Here is a 16,464-nt window from a genome sequence, read left to right as displayed (position 1 = left end):
GGACAGCATGACTGTCGAAGACACGACCGCGGAGACCAAGATCGCGGCCTACGCGCACCCCGAGCGGCTGGTCACCACGGAATGGCTCGCCGAGCAGATCGAGGAGGGCCGGATCGGCGGTCCCGACGGCATCGCCCTGCTCGAGTCGGACGAGGACGTCCTGCTCTACGACACCGGCCACATCCCCGGAGCCCTCAAGATCGACTGGCACCTCGACCTCAACGACCCCGTTTCGCGGGACTACGTCGACGGGGCCCGGTTCGCCGAGGTCATGGGTTCACGCGGCATCTCACGCGACACGACGGTCGTCATCTACGGCGACAAGTCGAACTGGTGGGCGGCCTACGCGCTGTGGGTCCTCAGCCTGTTCGGACACGACGACGTCCGGCTCCTCGACGGCGGCCGGGCCAAGTGGATCGCCGAGGGTCGCGAGCTGACGCGGGACGTCCCGACGCCGAAGCCGGCGAGCTACCCGGTCGCCGAGCGCGACGACGCGCCCATCCGCGCCTTCAAGGAGGAGGTCCTGGACCACATCGGCAAGCCGATGGTCGATGTCCGCTCCCCCGGCGAGTACTCCGGCGAGCTGCTCCACATGCCCGACTACCCCCAGGAGGGGGCGATGCGCGGCGGCCACATCCCCGGCGCGAAGTCGGTTCCGTGGGCCCGCGCCGCCAACGACGACGGGACCTTCAAGTCCCGCGAGGCGCTCGAGGACATCTACCTTCGCGAGCAGGGCCTCGCGCCCGACGACGACGTCGTCGCCTACTGCCGCATCGGGGAGCGCTCGTCGCACACCTGGTTCGTCCTCACCCACCTGCTCGGCTTCCAGTCGGTGCGCAACTACGACGGTTCCTGGACGGAGTGGGGCAACGCCGTGCGCGTGCCCATCGAGCGGTGACGAGCACCGAGCTTTCCGGACTCCCCACGTCGTTGGCCGAGATCGCTGACGACTTCCGGTCGGCGACCAACGACCTCAAGCTGCAGCTCCTGCTGGAGTTCAGCGACGAGCTGCCGGACCTGCCGGAGCGGTACCAGGGCCAGCTCGACAAGCTCGAGCGGGTCGACGAGTGCCAGACGCCGCTGTTCCTCATCGTCGAGGTCGACGATGGTGAATCGCTGACCGGTCGCAGCGTCCACCTCTTCTTCGACGCACCCTCGGAGTCGCCGACGACCCGAGGTTTCGCCGGCATCCTCCACGAGGGACTCGACGGCCTCACCGCGGCGGAGGTCCTGGCCGTCCCGGACGACGTGCCCATGCGGTTCGGGCTGGCCGAGGCCGTCTCCCCGCTGCGGCTGCGCGGCATGGCGGCGATGCTCGCCCGCATCAAGCGTCAGGTGCGCGCCAAGACCAGCTGACGAGGACGAAGTAGGTGGTATGCCGCTGAGCGCGCTTTCGTGCGAGAGCGAGCTCAGCGGCATACCACGGGATCTTGGACCAGCCCCGCGACACCCGTTCGTGGAGTGTGCAGTTGCCGCCGGGCACGAAGCGCACACTCGACCGGGACTGAGTCGTCGAGTGGGGAGCGGGACGCAGCCGGGACGGTCAGGAGCCGATGCGGGTGCGCACCTCGTAGAGCTCGGGGAAGAAGGTCAGGTCGAGGGCGCGGCGCAGGAAGTCCACGCCGGTCGAGCCGCCCGTGCCCGTCTTCTGCCCGATGGTGCGTTGGACCACCTGCAGGTGCCGGAACCGCCACTGCTGGAAGTTGTCCTCGACGTCGACGAGCTCCTCGCACGTCTCGTAGACGCCCCAGTGGTCGTGCGGGGCGGCGTAGACCTCGGCGAAGACGTCGACGAGGCCCTCGTGGTGGACGTAGGGCTGCGACCAGTCGCGGTTCAGCAGCGCCTCCGGCACGGCATAACCGCGGCGAGCGAGGTAAGCGAGGAAGCCGTCGTAGAGGCTCGGTTCGTGAAGTAGGGTCCGCAGCTCGGACTGCGCCTTCGGATCGTGGCCGAAGACCTCGACCATGTCGGCGTTCTTGTTGCCGAGGAGGAACTCCACCTCGCGGTACTGCGCCGACTGGAAGCCGGAGCTCGTCGCGAGGAAGGGGCGGATCTCGGCGTACTCGCTCGGTGTCAGCGTCGCGAGCACGGACCACTGGTCAGTGAGCGTGTGCTGGACGTGCTTGACACGGGCGAGCCGTTTGAGTGCCGGGGCCAGGTCGTCCTGGCCGAGCAGCGCTCTGGCAGAGCGCAGCTCGTGGACGAGCAGCTTGAGCCACAGCTCCGAGGTCTGGTGCTGGATGATGAAGAGCAGCTCGTCGTGCTGGGGAGGATCGCTGAGCGGTACCTGTGCGGAGAGCAGCCGGTCCAGGTGCAGGTAGTCCCCGTACGACAGCCTGCGTCGGAAGTCCCGCTGGATCCCGCCCTCCAGGTCACGTTTGCTCCGCGAGTCAGCAGCGTTGGCGCTCATGGTCGGAATCCTAGGTCTCATCCCGTGGACGCACGGGCGCGGGACGGAGTGTCACGAGGTGCCCGACGACGCCCGGGATCCAGCCCGTCTCTCTTCTCATCCAGCGAGCGCTGACGAGGTTGTGGGGAACGATGACGGTGTCGCCGCCCGCGTCCGTGAGGCCGAGGTCGGTGCCGAAGACATCGGTGACGACGCCCCAGCGGCGCGCGCTGTGGCGGGCAAGGTGCTCGCCGATGGCGACGCCGAAGAGCTCGACGGCCTCCGCGGCGCCCTGGCCCGACCCGCCCCGCGCGTCGGCGAACGCGAGGTCGTAGGCCGCACCGATCGCCGCGAGGTCGTCGACGTCGATGCCTCGTGCGGCGAGCGCGTCGAGGCCGCGAGCGATCCGCGATCGCTCCACCTCTGACAGAGGCGCCGACACGGGGCGGCCGTCCTCCGGCAGCTCGACCGGTGATGCCTCGACGGGGGTGGCTCCCCTTCCGGGTTCACCGTCCGTCTCAGCGCGCTTCTCCGTGCTCCTGCGCGAGAAGAGACCCATGCCGCCAACGTACGCCCCGGTATGTGCCAGACCTCACTACACGATGGCGAGGAATGCCCCGGACGGCAGATTTTGCGGCGACACCGAGGCGCTAAAGTCCGACGCATGGCTTCCATCAGCAAGGTCCTGATCGCTAACCGTGGTGAGATCGCAGTGCGCATCGCGCGAGCCTGCAAGGACTCAGGCATCGGGTCGGTGGCGGTCTACGCGGAGCCGGACCGGGACGCGCTGCACGTCAAGGTCGCGGACGAGGCCTACGCGCTGGGTGGGGCCACCCCGGCCGACAGCTACCTGGCCCAGGAGAAGCTGATCGACATCGCGAAGCAGTCGGGCGCGGACGCGGTCCACCCCGGTTACGGCTTCCTCGCAGAGAACGCCCACTTCGCGCAGGCCGTGATCGACGCGGGCCTCACCTGGATCGGCCCGGGGCCCGATGCCATCGACGCCCTGGGCGACAAGGTCAAGGCCCGGCACATCGCGACGAAGGCCAACGCTCCACTCGTCCCCGGCACCAACGACCCGGTGTCGGGACCGGACGAGGTGGTGGCCTTCGCGACGGAGCACGGGCTGCCGGTCGCGATCAAGGCGGCCTACGGCGGCGGGGGCCGCGGGCTCAAGGTGGCCCGCACCATCGAGGAGATCCCCGACCTCTACGACTCCGCCGTGCGCGAGGCCGTGACGGCGTTCGGCCGCGGCGAGTGCTTCGTCGAGCGCTTCCTCGACAAGCCGCGCCATGTCGAGACCCAGTGCCTGGCCGACCACCACGGCAACGTCGTCGTCGTGTCGACCCGGGACTGCTCGCTCCAGCGCCGCAACCAGAAGCTCGTCGAGGAGGCGCCCGCCCCGTTCATCTCGGAGTCGCAGCACACCGAGCTGGTCCGCGCCTCGAAGGCGATCCTGCGCGAGGCGGGCTACGTCGGCGCCGGCACGTGCGAGTTCCTCGTCGGTCAGGACGGCGGGATCAGCTTCCTCGAGGTCAACACGCGTCTCCAGGTCGAGCACCCGGTCACCGAGGAGGTCACCGGCATCGACCTCGTCCGCGAGCAGTTCCGGATCGCGAGCGGTGAGCCGCTGACGTTCACCGACCCCGAGCCCCATGCGCACTCGATCGAGTTCCGGATCAACGGTGAGGACGCCGGGCGCGGCTTCCTGCCGGCACCGGGCACGGTGACGCGCATGGTCGTCCCGCAGGGGCCCGGCGTGCGTTGGGACGCCGGCCTCGTCGAGGGCGACACCGTGGCCGGCGCCTTCGACTCGATGATCGCCAAGCTCATCGTCACCGGCCGCGACCGCAGCCAGGCCATCGAGCGGGCGCGACGCGCGCTCGGCGAGCTCGTCATCGAGGGGATGCCGACCGTCACGGAGTTCCACCGCGCCGTGGTCGCGGACGAGGCGTTCGCTCCCTCGGACGGGTCGCCGTTCACCGTGCACACCCGCTGGATCGAGACGGAGTTCGACAACACCATCGAGCCGTATGCCGCTGGGCCTGCTTCCGCTGACGGCGCGGAAGAGGACGTGGCTGAGCGCCAGACGATCGTCGTCGAGGTCGGCGGCAAGCGCCTCGAGGTGTCTCTGCCGGGTGGGCTGTCCCTCGGTGGGGGTGGCGGTGCCGGGACGGCGAAGAAGAAGGCGCCGAAGCGCTCCGGTGGCAGCAGGGGCGGTGCCGCAGCCTCGGGCGACTCACTCACCGCGCCGATGCAGGGCACCATCGTCAAGCTCGCTGTCGAGGAGGGCGCGACGGTCGCGGAGGGCGACCTCGTCATCGTGCTCGAGGCGATGAAGATGGAGCAGCCGATCAACGCCCACAAGTCCGGGGTCGTCACCGGCCTCAAGGCGGCCGTCGGCGAGACCGTCACGTCCGGCTCCGTCCTCGCCGAGATCAAGGACGCCGCAGAGGCCTGAGGCCCTCCATCCATCCCCCGACTCCGTGCGGACCCCAACCGGATCGGGTCAGCGTGACGGTGCTGCGGGCGGCGGGTCGCCCAAGGTGGTCCCGCCGTCGGACGGCAGGTCCGGAGTGGCGCCGCCACTGGGAGCGGGCCCAGGAGCGGGGTCGGGTGCCGGTTCAGGAGCTGGCACGGGCGCAGGTGTGACCTCGGTCTCGGGAGGCAGCCCCAGCTTCTCGCTGACCAGATCGGAACTCTGGTCGATGTATTCGGCGTAGGCGCCGCCGGTCCGCTCGCTGGCCACGTCTTCTGCCTTCTCCAGGGCGTCCCTCGCCTTGTCCGGGTTGCCCTTGATGAAGTCCTTCGCCTTGTCGATCCAGCTGCTCATGGTTCTCCCCTGGTGATGAGTACCCCTGCTGTCCCGACGCTACGCCTCTGGCACACCTCAGGGGCGGTTGCGACGCGGCTGAAAGGAGACGGCCCCCGCGGCCTCACTCCGGCTGATGCAGCTGCCGGGCCGCCTCCGCGATGGAGCCGGACAGGGACGGATAGACGGTGATGGTGCTCGCCACCTGGTCGACGTTGAGCCGGTTCTGCACGGCCAGGGCGACGGGGTGGATCAGCTCCGAGGCCTTCGGCGCGACGACGACCCCGCCAAGCACCGTCCCGTAGCCGGTGCGGCAGAAGAGCTTGACGAAGCCGTCGGTGATGCCCTGCATCTTCGCCCGCGGGTTGCGCGAGAGCGGGAGCGTCACCGACTGGACGTCAGGGGTCTCGTCGGCAGCGACCTGTCCGATGCCGACCGTGGCGATCTCGGGCTCGGTGAAGATGGTGGCCGCGACCCCGCGGACGTTGAGCGGCGCGACGGCGGCCCCCAGGGCGTGCCACATGGCGATCCGGCCCTGCATCGCCGCGACGGAGGCGAGTGGCAGCACGCCGGTGCAGTCCCCGGCCGCATAGATTCCCGGCACGGACGTCCGAGACACCCGGTCGACCTGGACGTGCCCCGACTCGCTCAGCCCGACACCCAGCTCCTCGAGGCCGATGCCACCCGTCGCCGGGATGGAACCGACGGCGAGCAGGGCATGGCTACCCTCGACCGTGCGGCCGTCCTCGAGGCGCACGACGACCCCCGAGGGAGTCCGCTCCACCCCCGCCGCGCGGGACCGGCTGAGCACCTCCATCCCGCGCTTGCGGAAGACCTCTTCGATCACTGTCGCCGCGTCGGCGTCCTCCCCCGGGAGCACCCGGTCCCGCGACGAGACGAGCACGACCTCGGAGCCGAGACCGAGGAAGGCCTGGGCGAGTTCGGCACCCGTGACACCAGAGCCGATGACGACGATGCGCTCCGGCAGCTCGGTGAGGGAGTAGATCTGCTGCCAGGTCAGGATGCGCTCCCCGTCCGGGACGGCAGTCGGCAGGACCCGTGGAGTCGCTCCCGTCGCGACGAGGACGACGTCCGCAGCGATCTCCTCCGACCCTGAGTCGGTCTCCGCGAAGACCCGGTCTCGCGCCGCAAGACGTGCCGTCCCGCTGATGATCCGCACGCCGGCGCGCTCGAGGCCGTCGTGGATGTCGGCACTCTGGGCCGCTGCCAGCGCGAGGATCCGCTCGTTGACGGTCTGCGGCTGGGCGACGACGTCGTCGACGACATCTCCCTCGTCGTCGGTGAGGCGGACGCCGAGCCCGCCCGCAACCTCGAAGTCGGACATGTAGTCGGCGGTTGCGATCAGGGCCTTGCTCGGCACGCAGTCCGTGAGCACCGCAGCGCCACCGACCCCGAGCCTCTCGATGATGGTGACGTTCGCGCCGAGCTGCGCACCGACGAGCGCCGCCTCGTAGCCGCCGGGGCCGCCACCGATGATGACAACCGTCGTCTCTCGCGTGATCACCTGCTCATCCAACCACCGACGAGGCCGTATGCCGCTGAGTCGGCTGCCAGCCCGACGTGGCCTCCCGCTTCGAGCCGCCGCGCCGGGGACGTCGCTAGAGTCGCAGCGTGAGCACTGCGTCCTTCGAACTCAATGACCCTGCCACCGACCCGTTCGAGGTGGCCAAGCAGGCTGCAGCCGTCATCGCGGAGCGGACGGGAGCCGCTCGTCACGACGTGGCCCTCGTCCTCGGCTCCGGCTGGCGACAGGCAGGCGACCTCATCGGCGAGACGGTCGCCACGGTGGACAATGCCGACGTCCCCGGCTTCTACGCAGCGGCGGTCGAGGGGCACTCGAGGACGATGCAGTCGGTCGCCATCGGCGACACGGGGCGACGCGCCCTCGTCTATGGCTCGCGGACCCACTTCTACGAGGGTCGGGGCGTCCGCCCGGTCGTCCACGCCGTGAGGACGGCCCACGCCGCCGGATGCTCGACGATCATCCTCACCAACGGCTGCGGCGGGCTCAATCCGCAGTGGCAGCCGGGCACGACGGTCCTCATCCGCGACCACATCAACCTCTCGGCGCAGTCACCGATCGAGGGCCCGAACTTCGTCGACGTCACCGACCTCTACTCGCCGCGTCTGCGGGAGATCGCGCGCGAGGTCGACCCCACGCTCGAGGAGGGCGTCTACGTCCAGTTCCGCGGACCGCAGTACGAGACTCCGGCAGAGGTCCGCATGGCCAAGATCCTCGGCGGCGACCTCGTCGGAATGTCGACCGGACTGGAAGCGATCGCGGCACGGCAGGTCGGTCTCGAGGTGCTCGGCATCTCCCTCGTCACCAACCTCGCGGCCGGGATCAGTGACAAGCCGCTCAGCCACGACGAGGTGCTCGAGGCGGGTCAGGCGGCGTCCGGCCGCTGCGCCGACCTGCTCTCCACCATCGTGAGGCGCCTCTGATGACCGCGACCAACACCTCTGCCGACCTGATCGCCGCAGCGCGGGCCTGGCGTGACGACGACCCCGACGCGACGACGCGAGGCGAGCTCGACTCCCTCATCGGCGGGGTTGAGGCCGGCTCGGACCGGGCCAGGGACGAGCTGGCCGACCGCTTCTCCGGCATGCTCGAGTTCGGCACCGCCGGGCTGCGTGGCGCCCTCGGGGCCGGTCCCAACCGGATGAACCGCAGCGTCGTCATCCGCGCGGCAGCCGGGCTCATCGCCTACCTCAGGTCCGAGGGGCAAGCCGGTGACGACCCCCTCGTCGTCATCGGCTTCGACGCCCGCTACAACTCCGACGTCTTCGCCCGCGACACCGCATCGGTCGTCGTCGCAGCAGGCGGGCGCGCTCTGCTCCTGCCCAAACCCCTGCCCACACCGGTGCTCGCCTTCGCAATCCGGCACCTCGGCGCCGACGCAGGCGTCATGGTCACGGCCAGCCACAACCCGCCCCAGGACAACGGCTACAAGGTCTACCTCGGCGACGGCAGCCAGATCGTGCCGCCGGCGGACGCCCAGATCGCAGCTCACATCGCCGCCGTTCCGTCGGTGGCGAGCGTTCCCCTCGCCCCCGACGGGTGGGAGACCCTCGGTGAGGGCCTCGTGCAGGACTACGTCGACGCGGTCGTCACCGTCGTCGACCCCGACTCACCCCGTGACCTCCACTGCGTGCACACGAGTCTGCACGGGGTCGGGCACGGCACTGTTGCAGCGGCGTTCCTCCAGGCAGGGTTCGAGCTGCCGACGCCCGTCGACGAGCAAGCCGTCCCGGATCCCGACTTCCCGACCGTCGCCTTCCCGAACCCCGAGGAGAAGGGCGCCATCGACCTCGCCCTCAACCAGGCTCGGACCCAGCGCTGCGACCTCGTCATCGCCAACGACCCCGACGCCGATCGGTGCGCGGCAGCGGTGCTCGACCCTGGCTTCGGCGACTGGCGGATGCTGCGTGGTGACGAGGTCGGCGCACTCCTCGGGGCGCACATCGTGGACCGTGGGGTCCAGCGCGGTGACGTGTTCGCGAACTCCATCGTGTCCTCACGCCTGCTCGCCGCGATCGCCAGGGCCGCGGGGATCCGGCACGAGGAGACCCTGACCGGCTTCAAGTGGATCTCGCGCGTCGACGGGCTGCGCTACGGCTACGAGGAGGCTCTCGGCTACTGCGTCGCGCCCCACCTCGTTCGGGACAAGGACGGCGTCAGTGCGGCGCTGCTGCTCGCCGAGCTGGCGGCGACCCTCAAGGCGGAGGGCCGGCATCTCACCGACGTCCTGGACGACCTCGCCCTCGTCCACGGCGTCCACGCGACGGACTCGTTCTCGGTGCGCGTCTCGGACCTGACCGAGACCGAGGCGGTCATGCGCCAGCTGCGTCACGCGCCGCCGACCTCGGTGGCCGGCACCGCGGTCACGCGCGTGGACGACCTCTCGGCCGGTGACGGTGGGCTCCCTCCCACGGAAGGCCTGCGCTACTATCTCGCTGACGAGTCGCGGATCATCGTCCGTCCTAGTGGCACCGAGCCGAAGGTCAAGGTCTACCTCGAGGTGATCGAGCCCGTCCCAGCCGCTGGCGACCTCGCTGCGTCCCGAGCGGCCGCAGCGGACCGGCTGGCGGCGATCCGGGCCGAGTTCGAGCGCCTCACCGCCCTCCGCTGACCTCCCCGCCCCCCGCAACACACCGAGCAGTCGACAACTCCTTGGGGTTATTTCCGTAGCGACTTGTCGACTGCTCGGTGTGTTGCGCAGGGGGTTCGGTCGCGGACTGAGTCGCGGGATTCGGGCCGTGGGTAGACTCGCCGGGTGACAGTCAGCACCACGACACGCAGCGCGCAGGAGCTCACCGCCCAGGCGCGCGAGCTCCTCGGGGTCTCGCGCCTGACCAACCACGCGCTCACCTCGTGGCTGCACGGCCTGTCCGGCGTCGACCAGGTGGGCTGCGAGGCACGCGCGGCGTCGCTCGGGACCCGCTCGATCAAGACGACGGCCAAGGCGTGGGCCATCGACACGGCGATCAGCATGATCGACCTGACGACCCTCGAGGGCGCCGACACCGTCGGCAAGGTCCGCTCGCTCTGCGCGAAGGCGCGCGTCCCGGACCCGCTCGACCCGACGACTCCCACCCCGGCAGCGATCTGCGTCTACGGCGACATGGTGGCCACGGCGAAAGAAGCCTTGGGCGACAGCGGGATTCACGTGGCTGCGGTAGCCACGGCCTTCCCGTCGGGACGGGCCTCCATGGAGGTCAAGCTGGCCGACACTCGCGCCGCCGTCCAGGCCGGCGCCGACGAGATCGACATGGTCATCGACCGCGGAGCCTTTCTCTCGGGCGACTACCTCACCGTCTTCAGCCAGATTGCCGAGATCAAGCAGGCCTGCGGCGAGGCGCACCTCAAGGTCATCATGGAGACAGGCGAGCTCGTGACCTACGACAACGTCCGGCGCGCCTCCTACCTGTCGATGTTGGCCGGAGGCGACTTCATCAAGACCTCGACGGGCAAGGTCTCCCCCGCCGCCACCCTTCCCGTGACCCTCCTCATGCTCGAGGCTGTCCGCGACTGGCGTGACCTCACCGGCGTCCAGGTCGGCGTCAAGCCGGCGGGCGGGATCCGCACCTCCAAGGACGCGATCAAGTACCTCGTCGTCGTCAACGAGATCGCCGGCGATGACTGGATGACACCGGAATGGTTCCGCTTCGGCGCCTCGAGCCTGCTCAACGACCTGCTGCTGCAGCGACAGAAGCTCGCGACGGGGGCCTACTCCGGCGCCGACTACGTGACGCTCGACTGACCGGGAGACAGTACTGATGGCAACGTTCGAGTACGCGCCGGCCCCTGAGTCGCGCGGGATCGTCACCCTCGAGAAGTCGTACGGCCTCTACATCGACGGCTCCTTCACGCGCCCGAAGGACACCTTCGAGACGATCAACCCGGCCGACGAGACGGTCCTCGCGGAGGTCAGCCAGGCCGGCCGCAAGGACGTCGACAAGGCCGTCGCCGCCGCCCGCCGCGCCTTCGACGGCCCGTGGGGCCGGATCAGCGGCGCCGAGCGCGGCAAGTACCTCTTCCGGATCGCCCGCATCCTGCAGGAGCGCTCCCGCGAGTTCGCCGTTCTCGAGACGCTCGACAACGGCAAGCCCATCAAGGAGACCCGCGACGTCGACATCCCCACCGCGGCAGCGCACTTCTTCTACCACGCCGGCTGGGCCGACAAGCTGTCGTATGCCGCTGGGCTTGGTTCCCCCGGCACCGTGACCCGACCGTACGGCGTGGTCGGACAGATCATCCCGTGGAACTTCCCGCTCCTCATGCTCGCCTGGAAGATCGCGCCAGCACTCGCGACCGGCAACACCGTCGTGCTCAAGCCGGCCGAAACGACGCCGCTGACCGCGCTCCTGTTCGCCGAGGTGTGCCAGCAGGCCGACCTGCCCCCCGGGGTCGTCAACATCATCACGGGGGACGGGAGCACGGGCGAGGCCATCGTCGACCACCCCGACGTCGACAAGATCGCCTTCACCGGCTCCACCGAGGTGGGCAAGGCCATCGCGCGTCGCATCGCCGGCACGTCGAAGAAGGCGACCCTCGAGCTCGGCGGCAAGGCCGCCAACGTCGTCTTCGACGACGCACCGATCGACCAGGCGATCGAGGGCATCGTCAACGGCATCTTCTTCAACCAGGGCCAGGTGTGCTGTGCCGGATCGAGGCTGCTCGTTCAGGAGAGCGTCCACGACGCGGTCGTCGCCCGACTCAAGCGCCGCCTCCAGACGCTGCGCGTCGGGGACCCGATGGACAAGAACAGCGACCTCGGCGCCATCAACAGCAAGGTCCAGCTCGACCGGATCACCTCTCTCGTCGAGGCCGGAGTGGCCGAGGGGGCGGAGCGCTGGAGCCCTGAGTGCACCCTTCCGACGCGGGGCTACTGGTTCCCACCCACGGTCCTGACCGGTGTCTCCCAGACCCACCGCGTCGCGACCGAGGAGATCTTCGGACCGGTGCTGTCGGTGCTGACGTTCCGCACCCCGCAGGAGGCGGTCGCCAAGGCGAACAACACCTCCTACGGACTCTCGGCGGGAGTCTGGACCGAGAAGGGCTCCCGGATCCTCTGGATGGCCGACCAGCTGCGAGCCGGCGTCGTCTGGGCCAACACCTTCAACCGCTTCGACCCGAGCTCGCCGTTCGGCGGGTACAAGGAGTCCGGCTACGGGCGCGAGGGAGGCCGCCACGGCCTCGACGCCTATGTGAGGACGACGCCCGCAGCCCTGACGACGGGAGCCGCCCGATGACCCGCCTCGACGTCCGAAAGACGTACAAGCTCTACATCGGCGGCAAGTTTCCCCGCAGCGAGTCAGGTCGCTCCTATGAGGTCGTGTCGGCGAAGGGCGACTTTCTCGCCAACGCATCGATGGGCTCCCGCAAGGACGTCCGCGACGCCGTCGTCGCTGCGCGCGGCGCGTTGTCCGGCTGGGCGGGGGCGACCGCCTACAACCGGGGCCAGGTGCTCTACCGGGTGGCCGAAGTGCTCGAGGGGCGTAGAGCCCAGTTCGTCGACGAGGTGGCGGCCGGAGAGGGACTGAGCGCGCGCGCCGCGGGCGCCGTGGTGGACGCGTCGGTCGACCGCCTCGTCTGGTACGCCGGATGGACGGACAAGATCGCGCAGGTCCTCGGCAATCTCAACCCGGTGGCCGGTCCGTTCTTCAACGTATCCGCCCCCGAGCCGACGGGTGTCGTGGGCATCCTTGCGCCACAGTCCTCTTCGCTGCTCGGCCTGGTCTCCGTCGTTGCTCCCGTCGTGGCAACGGGCAACACCGCGGTCGTCGTCACGTCCGCGGCGCGCCCCCTGCCGGCCATCACCTTTGGCGAGGTCCTCGCCACCTCGGACGTGCCTGGGGGCGTCGTCAACCTCATCACTGCCAAGACGCAGGAGGTCGCGCCGTGGCTCGCCTCGCACCGTGACGTCAACGCCATCGACCTCACCGGAGCGGCGGGCGCCGATGGGCTCGAGTGGGGAGCTCTCGAGGCCGAGGCCGCCGGCAACCTCAAGCGCGTGCTGCGTCCCGAGGTCGCGGCTGGCGTCGCCATCGAGCCCGACTGGGCCACGGATCCGGGCCTTGGCCGCATCCGCGCCTTCGTCGAGACGAAGACGGTGTGGCACCCCAAGGGCCTGTGACCGGGCCCGGCACGCCGAGGACTGCCGGTGAGAACGGGGGCGCGGCGGGACCCAAGGGGGATGAGTGGTCACGTGGTGTCGGAAGCCAGCCCAGCGGCATACGGCCCAGTGACGCGTCTGGCACCCGCCGACGGGTCATTCTCGTCACGGGCCCCAGCGGCGCCGGGAAGAGCCGGCTGTCCAACCGGCTCAGGGACGCGCTCGGCTGGCCGGTCGTGCGCCTCAATGACTTCTACCGCGAGGTCGACGATCCGGGCCTGCCGAGATCGGCCCTGGGGATCCCGGACTGGGACCACATCGACTCGTGGAACGTCCATTCGGCGGTTGCGGCCCTGAGTACCCTCGTCGACGCCGGCTCGGTCGAGGTGCCGATCTACGACATCGGCGCCTCCCGGGTCACCGGACGCCACGTCGTCACCTGTGCTCCTGACGACTTCGTCCTCGCCGAGGGTCTCTTCGCCGCGCGGCTCACGGAACCGCTTGCGGCAGAGGGTCTTCTTGCGGACGCCCTCTGCGTGCGTCGATGGCGGTGGGTCACCTTCGTGCTGAGGCTGGCACGTGATCTCGCGGAGCGGCGCAAGCCTCCGCACATTCTGGTCCGACGCGGCATCGCGCTCTTCCGGGCCGAGCCGGCCATCATCGCCCAGGCACAGGCCCACGGCGCCCGATGCGTCACTCCGCGCGAGGCGGAGTCGCAGGTACGAGCCCTCGTCGCGGGAGGGGCGAGCCGGTGAGACTGATCGGCATGCTCGGCGGGATGAGCTGGGAGTCGACTTCGCAGTACTACCGGCTCGCCAACGAGATCGTGCGTGACCGTTTCGGCGGGCTCGCCTCTGCGCGGATCCTGCTTCACTCGGTTGACTTCGCGGAGGTGGAGCGGCTGCAGGCCACCGGTGACTGGACTGCAGCGGGGCAGCTGCTCGCCGAAGCTGCGCGCGGGCTGGAGCGTGGTGGGGCCGAACTGCTCGTCCTGTGCACGAACACGATGCACAGGGTCGCCGATGAGATCACTGCCGCGACGGACCTCCCGTTCGTGCACATCGCCGACGTCACGGCAGCCGCGGTGCGGGCAGCCGGCCTGCGGCACGTGGGGCTGCTGGCCACGGGCTACACCATGGAGCAGCCGTTCCTGCGAGATCGCCTCGAGGCCCACGGGCTTTCCGTGCTCGTGCCCGGGGCTGGCGACCGCGCCGAGGTGCACCGCATCATCTATGACGAGCTGTGCGTCGGCATGGTCACCGAGCCCTCGCGCGAGGTCTTCCGCGGAGTCATCGGCAGGCTCGTGGACGCCGGCGCGGAGGGCATCATTCTCGGCTGCACCGAGATCGAGCTGCTCGTCGGTCAGGACGACTCGCCCGTGCCCGTCTTCCCGACGACGCGCCTGCACGTCGAGGCCGCAGTCGCCGCAGCCTTGTGAACGGGGCTCAGACCGGGTGGCCCAGCTCCCGGTAGCCGGGCTTGATCACGTCCTCGATGATGGCCAGTCGCTGGTCGAACGGGATGAACGCGGACTTCATCGCATTGATGGTGACCCATCTGAGGTCGGCGAGGTCCCAGTCGGCCTGCTGGGCCAGGAGCAGGGCCTCCTTCGACATCGACGTGTCGCTCATGAGGCGATTGTCGGTGTTGAGGGTCACGCGGAAGCGCAGCCGCTTGAGCAATGTGATCGGATGCAGCGCGATCGACAGGGCAGCCGAGGTCTGGACGTTGCTGCTCGGGCACATCTCGAGCGGAATCCGGGTGTCCCGGACGTACGCGGCCAGCCGTCCGAGGGTGACCCCCTCGAGGTCGACATCGACGAGGGCCCGCGGGTCGTGCTTCCGGGAGTCCAGCCATTCGGCGAAGGGGCGGCCCTCGATGGTGATGTCGTCGACGATCCGGACGCCGTGCCCGAGGCGGTCCGCGCCGCACCACTGAATCGCCTCCCAGATCGACGGAAGGCCGAACCCCTCGCCCGCATGGATGGTGAAGTGAGAGTTCTCGCGCCGCAGGTACTCGAAGGCGTCGAGGTGACGGGTGGGCGGATAGCCGGCCTCGGCGCCGGCGATGTCGAAGCCGGAGACGCCATCATCGCGGTATCGGACGGCGAGCTCGGCTATCTCGGTCGACTTGGCGGCGTGACGCATGGCCGTGAGGAGCGCCGTGACTCGGATCTGGCCACCCCTCGCGGCGACCAGCGCCTCGCCTTCCCGAAAGCCGGTGTTGACGCACTGGATGACGTCCTCGAGGGACAGCCCCTGAGTCAGATGCTGCTCGGGCGCATACCGGCTCTCCGCGTAGACGACCCCATCCGCAGCCAGGTCCTCCACGCACTCCCGGGCCACCCGACGCAGGCCGGCTTCCGTCTGCATGACGGCGAGGGTGTGGTCGAAGGTCTCGAGATAGAGCGGCAGCGAGCCCGAGTCGGCGCTCTGCCGGAACCAGGTGCGACACGAGTCGGCGTCGTCGGTCGGAAGCCCTCCGTAGCCCACCTCCTCAGCAAGGTCGATGATCGTCTGCGGACGGAGGCCACCATCGAGGTGGTCGTGGAGGAGAACCTTGGGGGCCGCCTGTGCGGTCTCAGGCGTCACGCGATCTCCTCTCGGTGCGCCGCGGCCTCGGCGAAGGCGGGTAGGCACACCGCGACGTACTCGGCTCCGTCAGGCCCGCAGGAGTAGCGGATACGCTCGCCGCCCCGCGCCACGACCGTCTGCCCGGCGTTGACCTCCAGCCTGCCGCCATCGTGGTCGACGAGCACCAGGCCGCTCAGGACGATGGTGATCTCATCGAAGTCCGGGGTCTGGTAGGGCTCCGACCAGCCGGATGGTGCTTTCATGTGGGCGACCGAGACCGAGGCCTGCAGCCTGGCATCCGGCGTGTTGACCGCACCGACGTGCTCCTCGATGAGCTTGCCGCCGGGCACTGGGATTCGGGTCGGGGAAGAGATGAGTTCGGGCACGACGCCAACTTTAGCCCGGCGTGCGGGTCCCTGAGGAGGGCATGCGAAACGCCCCATCGACCGAAGTCGATGGGGCGTTTCAAAGAAGTTGTCCGGCTGCGTCCTACTCTCCCACACCGTCACCAGTGCAGTACCATCGGCGCTGAAGGGCTTAGCTTCCGGGTTCGGAATGGAGCCGGGCGTTTCCCCTTCGCTATGACAGCCGAAACTCTATGGAGATTTCAATCGGGTTCCCGACCGTATCTCGGGAACCACACAGTGGACGCGTAGCATCTTTGTGATGTCAAGTTATCGGCTTATTAGTACCAGTCAGCTGCATGCATTACTGCACTTCCACATCTGGCCTATCAACCCAGTAGTCTAGCTGGGAGCCTCTCGGGCCGAAGCCCATGGAAACCTCATCTTGAAGCGTGCTTCCCGCTTAGATGCTTTCAGCGGTTATCACTTCCGAACGTAGCTAATCAGCCGTGCTCTTGGCAGAACAACTGACACACCAGAGGTTCGTCCATCCCGGTCCTCTCGTACTAGGGATAGCCCTTCTCAAGTTTCCTACGCGCACAGCGGATAGGGACCGAACTGTCTCACGACGTTCTAAACCCAGCTCGCGTACCGCTTTAATGGGCGAACAGCCCAACCCTTGGGACCTACTCCAGCCCCAGGATGC

The 16,464-nt window shown here is 69.2% G+C and carries 16 protein-coding genes and 2 rRNA genes; 10 read left to right on the top strand and 8 right to left on the bottom strand.

Translation table 11 applies throughout. From position 1 onward, the window contains the following. Positions 1-7: 7 nt before the first annotated feature. Positions 8-898: a sulfurtransferase gene (locus ABF401_RS08900; protein WP_353509186.1), complete on the top strand. Its 891-nt coding sequence runs from the start codon at positions 8-10 to the stop codon at positions 896-898. Next, complete coding sequence (locus tag ABF401_RS08895; RefSeq protein WP_353509185.1) at positions 895-1,356, top strand: SufE family protein; 462 nt, start codon at positions 895-897, stop codon at positions 1,354-1,356. Before ABF401_RS08900 ends, ABF401_RS08895 begins: the two co-directional genes overlap by 4 nt. A 187-nt stretch (positions 1,357-1,543) precedes the next feature. Here ABF401_RS08895 and ABF401_RS08890 read toward each other — a convergent pair whose 3' ends face one another. Together ABF401_RS08890 and ABF401_RS08885 are read right to left on the bottom strand one after the other, a co-directional pair. Next, complete coding sequence (locus tag ABF401_RS08890) at positions 1,544-2,410, bottom strand: tryptophan 2,3-dioxygenase (protein WP_353509184.1); 867 nt, start codon at positions 2,408-2,410, stop codon at positions 1,544-1,546. A gap of 10 nt (positions 2,411-2,420) precedes the next feature. Next, positions 2,421-2,948 (bottom strand): DUF3806 domain-containing protein, encoded by a 528-nt coding sequence (locus ABF401_RS08885; protein ID WP_353509183.1) that lies wholly within the window; start codon positions 2,946-2,948, stop codon positions 2,421-2,423. 105 nt (positions 2,949-3,053) lie between these two features. Between ABF401_RS08885 and ABF401_RS08880 the strand changes: the two genes are divergently transcribed. Beyond that, positions 3,054-4,850: an acetyl/propionyl/methylcrotonyl-CoA carboxylase subunit alpha gene (locus ABF401_RS08880; RefSeq protein WP_353509182.1), complete on the top strand. Its 1,797-nt coding sequence runs from the start codon at positions 3,054-3,056 to the stop codon at positions 4,848-4,850. A gap of 48 nt (positions 4,851-4,898) precedes the next feature. Here ABF401_RS08880 and ABF401_RS08875 read toward each other — a convergent pair whose 3' ends face one another. Continuing rightward, a complete protein-coding gene (locus tag ABF401_RS08875) occupies positions 4,899-5,222 on the bottom strand; it encodes an antitoxin (protein WP_353509181.1) in 324 nt (107 codons plus the stop codon). Positions 5,223-5,325: 103 nt separating this feature from the next. Then, positions 5,326-6,726 (bottom strand): NAD(P)H-quinone dehydrogenase, encoded by a 1,401-nt coding sequence (locus tag ABF401_RS08870; RefSeq protein ID WP_353509180.1) that lies wholly within the window; start codon positions 6,724-6,726, stop codon positions 5,326-5,328. 107 nt (positions 6,727-6,833) lie between these two features. Between ABF401_RS08870 and ABF401_RS08865 the strand changes: the two genes are divergently transcribed. From ABF401_RS08865 to ABF401_RS08835, 7 genes are all read left to right on the top strand, one after another. Beyond that, positions 6,834-7,667, top strand: coding sequence for a purine-nucleoside phosphorylase (locus tag ABF401_RS08865; RefSeq protein WP_353509179.1), 834 nt, complete (start codon positions 6,834-6,836; stop codon positions 7,665-7,667). Then, entirely contained in the window at positions 7,667-9,355 is a 1,689-nt protein-coding gene (locus ABF401_RS08860; RefSeq protein WP_353509178.1) for a phospho-sugar mutase, read from the top strand. The genes ABF401_RS08865 and ABF401_RS08860 overlap by 1 nt, the downstream gene beginning before the upstream one ends. A 144-nt stretch (positions 9,356-9,499) precedes the next feature. Then, positions 9,500-10,486, top strand: coding sequence for a deoxyribose-phosphate aldolase (deoC, locus tag ABF401_RS08855; RefSeq protein WP_502908209.1), 987 nt, complete (start codon positions 9,500-9,502; stop codon positions 10,484-10,486). A gap of 16 nt (positions 10,487-10,502) precedes the next feature. Beyond that, on the top strand, positions 10,503-11,978 hold the full coding sequence (locus ABF401_RS08850) for an aldehyde dehydrogenase family protein (protein ID WP_353509177.1): 1,476 nt from the start codon (positions 10,503-10,505) through the stop codon (positions 11,976-11,978). Next, entirely contained in the window at positions 11,975-12,862 is an 888-nt protein-coding gene (locus ABF401_RS08845) for an aldehyde dehydrogenase family protein (protein WP_353509176.1), read from the top strand. Before ABF401_RS08850 ends, ABF401_RS08845 begins: the two co-directional genes overlap by 4 nt. Further along, positions 12,841-13,596 (top strand): uridine kinase family protein, encoded by a 756-nt coding sequence (locus ABF401_RS08840; protein WP_353509175.1) that lies wholly within the window; start codon positions 12,841-12,843, stop codon positions 13,594-13,596. Before ABF401_RS08845 ends, ABF401_RS08840 begins: the two co-directional genes overlap by 22 nt. Before the next feature lie 11 nt (positions 13,597-13,607). Then, the gene (locus tag ABF401_RS08835) at positions 13,608-14,279 is read left to right on the top strand and encodes an aspartate/glutamate racemase family protein (RefSeq protein ID WP_353509223.1); all 672 of its coding nucleotides are present in this window, start codon (positions 13,608-13,610) and stop codon (positions 14,277-14,279) included. 7 nt (positions 14,280-14,286) lie between these two features. On the opposite strand, the gene ABF401_RS08830 is transcribed toward ABF401_RS08835, so the two are convergent. The 4 genes from ABF401_RS08830 to ABF401_RS08815 all read right to left on the bottom strand — a co-directional run. Beyond that, a complete protein-coding gene (locus ABF401_RS08830) occupies positions 14,287-15,432 on the bottom strand; it encodes an adenosine deaminase (RefSeq protein WP_353509174.1) in 1,146 nt (381 codons plus the stop codon). Beyond that, complete coding sequence (locus tag ABF401_RS08825; RefSeq protein WP_353509173.1) at positions 15,429-15,800, bottom strand: cupin domain-containing protein; 372 nt, start codon at positions 15,798-15,800, stop codon at positions 15,429-15,431. Before ABF401_RS08825 ends, ABF401_RS08830 begins: the two co-directional genes overlap by 4 nt. Before the next feature lie 90 nt (positions 15,801-15,890). Then, positions 15,891-16,007: ribosomal RNA gene (gene rrf / locus ABF401_RS08820) — 5S ribosomal RNA — on the bottom strand. Positions 16,008-16,079: 72 nt separating this feature from the next. After that, positions 16,080-16,464 (bottom strand): 23S ribosomal RNA (locus tag ABF401_RS08815); the annotation flags it as partial.

Source organism: Intrasporangium sp., from assembly GCF_040414665.1.
Lineage (GTDB): Bacteria > Actinomycetota > Actinomycetes > Actinomycetales > Dermatophilaceae > Intrasporangium.
The sequence above is the reverse complement of the archived record's forward strand: the minus strand, read 5'-3'. Positions and strand labels throughout refer to the sequence as shown.

Coding starts and splice junctions, on each gene's coding strand:
- ABF401_RS08900 (WP_353509186.1), top strand. CDS start 8: ATGACTGTCGAAGACACGACCGCGGAGACCAAGATCGCGGCCTACGCG.
- ABF401_RS08875 (WP_353509181.1), bottom strand. CDS start 5,222: ATGAGCAGCTGGATCGACAAGGCGAAGGACTTCATCAAGGGCAACCCG.
- ABF401_RS08835 (WP_353509223.1), top strand. CDS start 13,608: ATGCTCGGCGGGATGAGCTGGGAGTCGACTTCGCAGTACTACCGGCTC.
- ABF401_RS08845 (WP_353509176.1), top strand. CDS start 11,975: ATGACCCGCCTCGACGTCCGAAAGACGTACAAGCTCTACATCGGCGGC.
- ABF401_RS08880 (WP_353509182.1), top strand. CDS start 3,054: ATGGCTTCCATCAGCAAGGTCCTGATCGCTAACCGTGGTGAGATCGCA.
- ABF401_RS08885 (WP_353509183.1), bottom strand. CDS start 2,948: ATGGGTCTCTTCTCGCGCAGGAGCACGGAGAAGCGCGCTGAGACGGAC.
- ABF401_RS08890 (WP_353509184.1), bottom strand. CDS start 2,410: ATGAGCGCCAACGCTGCTGACTCGCGGAGCAAACGTGACCTGGAGGGC.
- ABF401_RS08850 (WP_353509177.1), top strand. CDS start 10,503: ATGGCAACGTTCGAGTACGCGCCGGCCCCTGAGTCGCGCGGGATCGTC.
- ABF401_RS08860 (WP_353509178.1), top strand. CDS start 7,667: ATGACCGCGACCAACACCTCTGCCGACCTGATCGCCGCAGCGCGGGCC.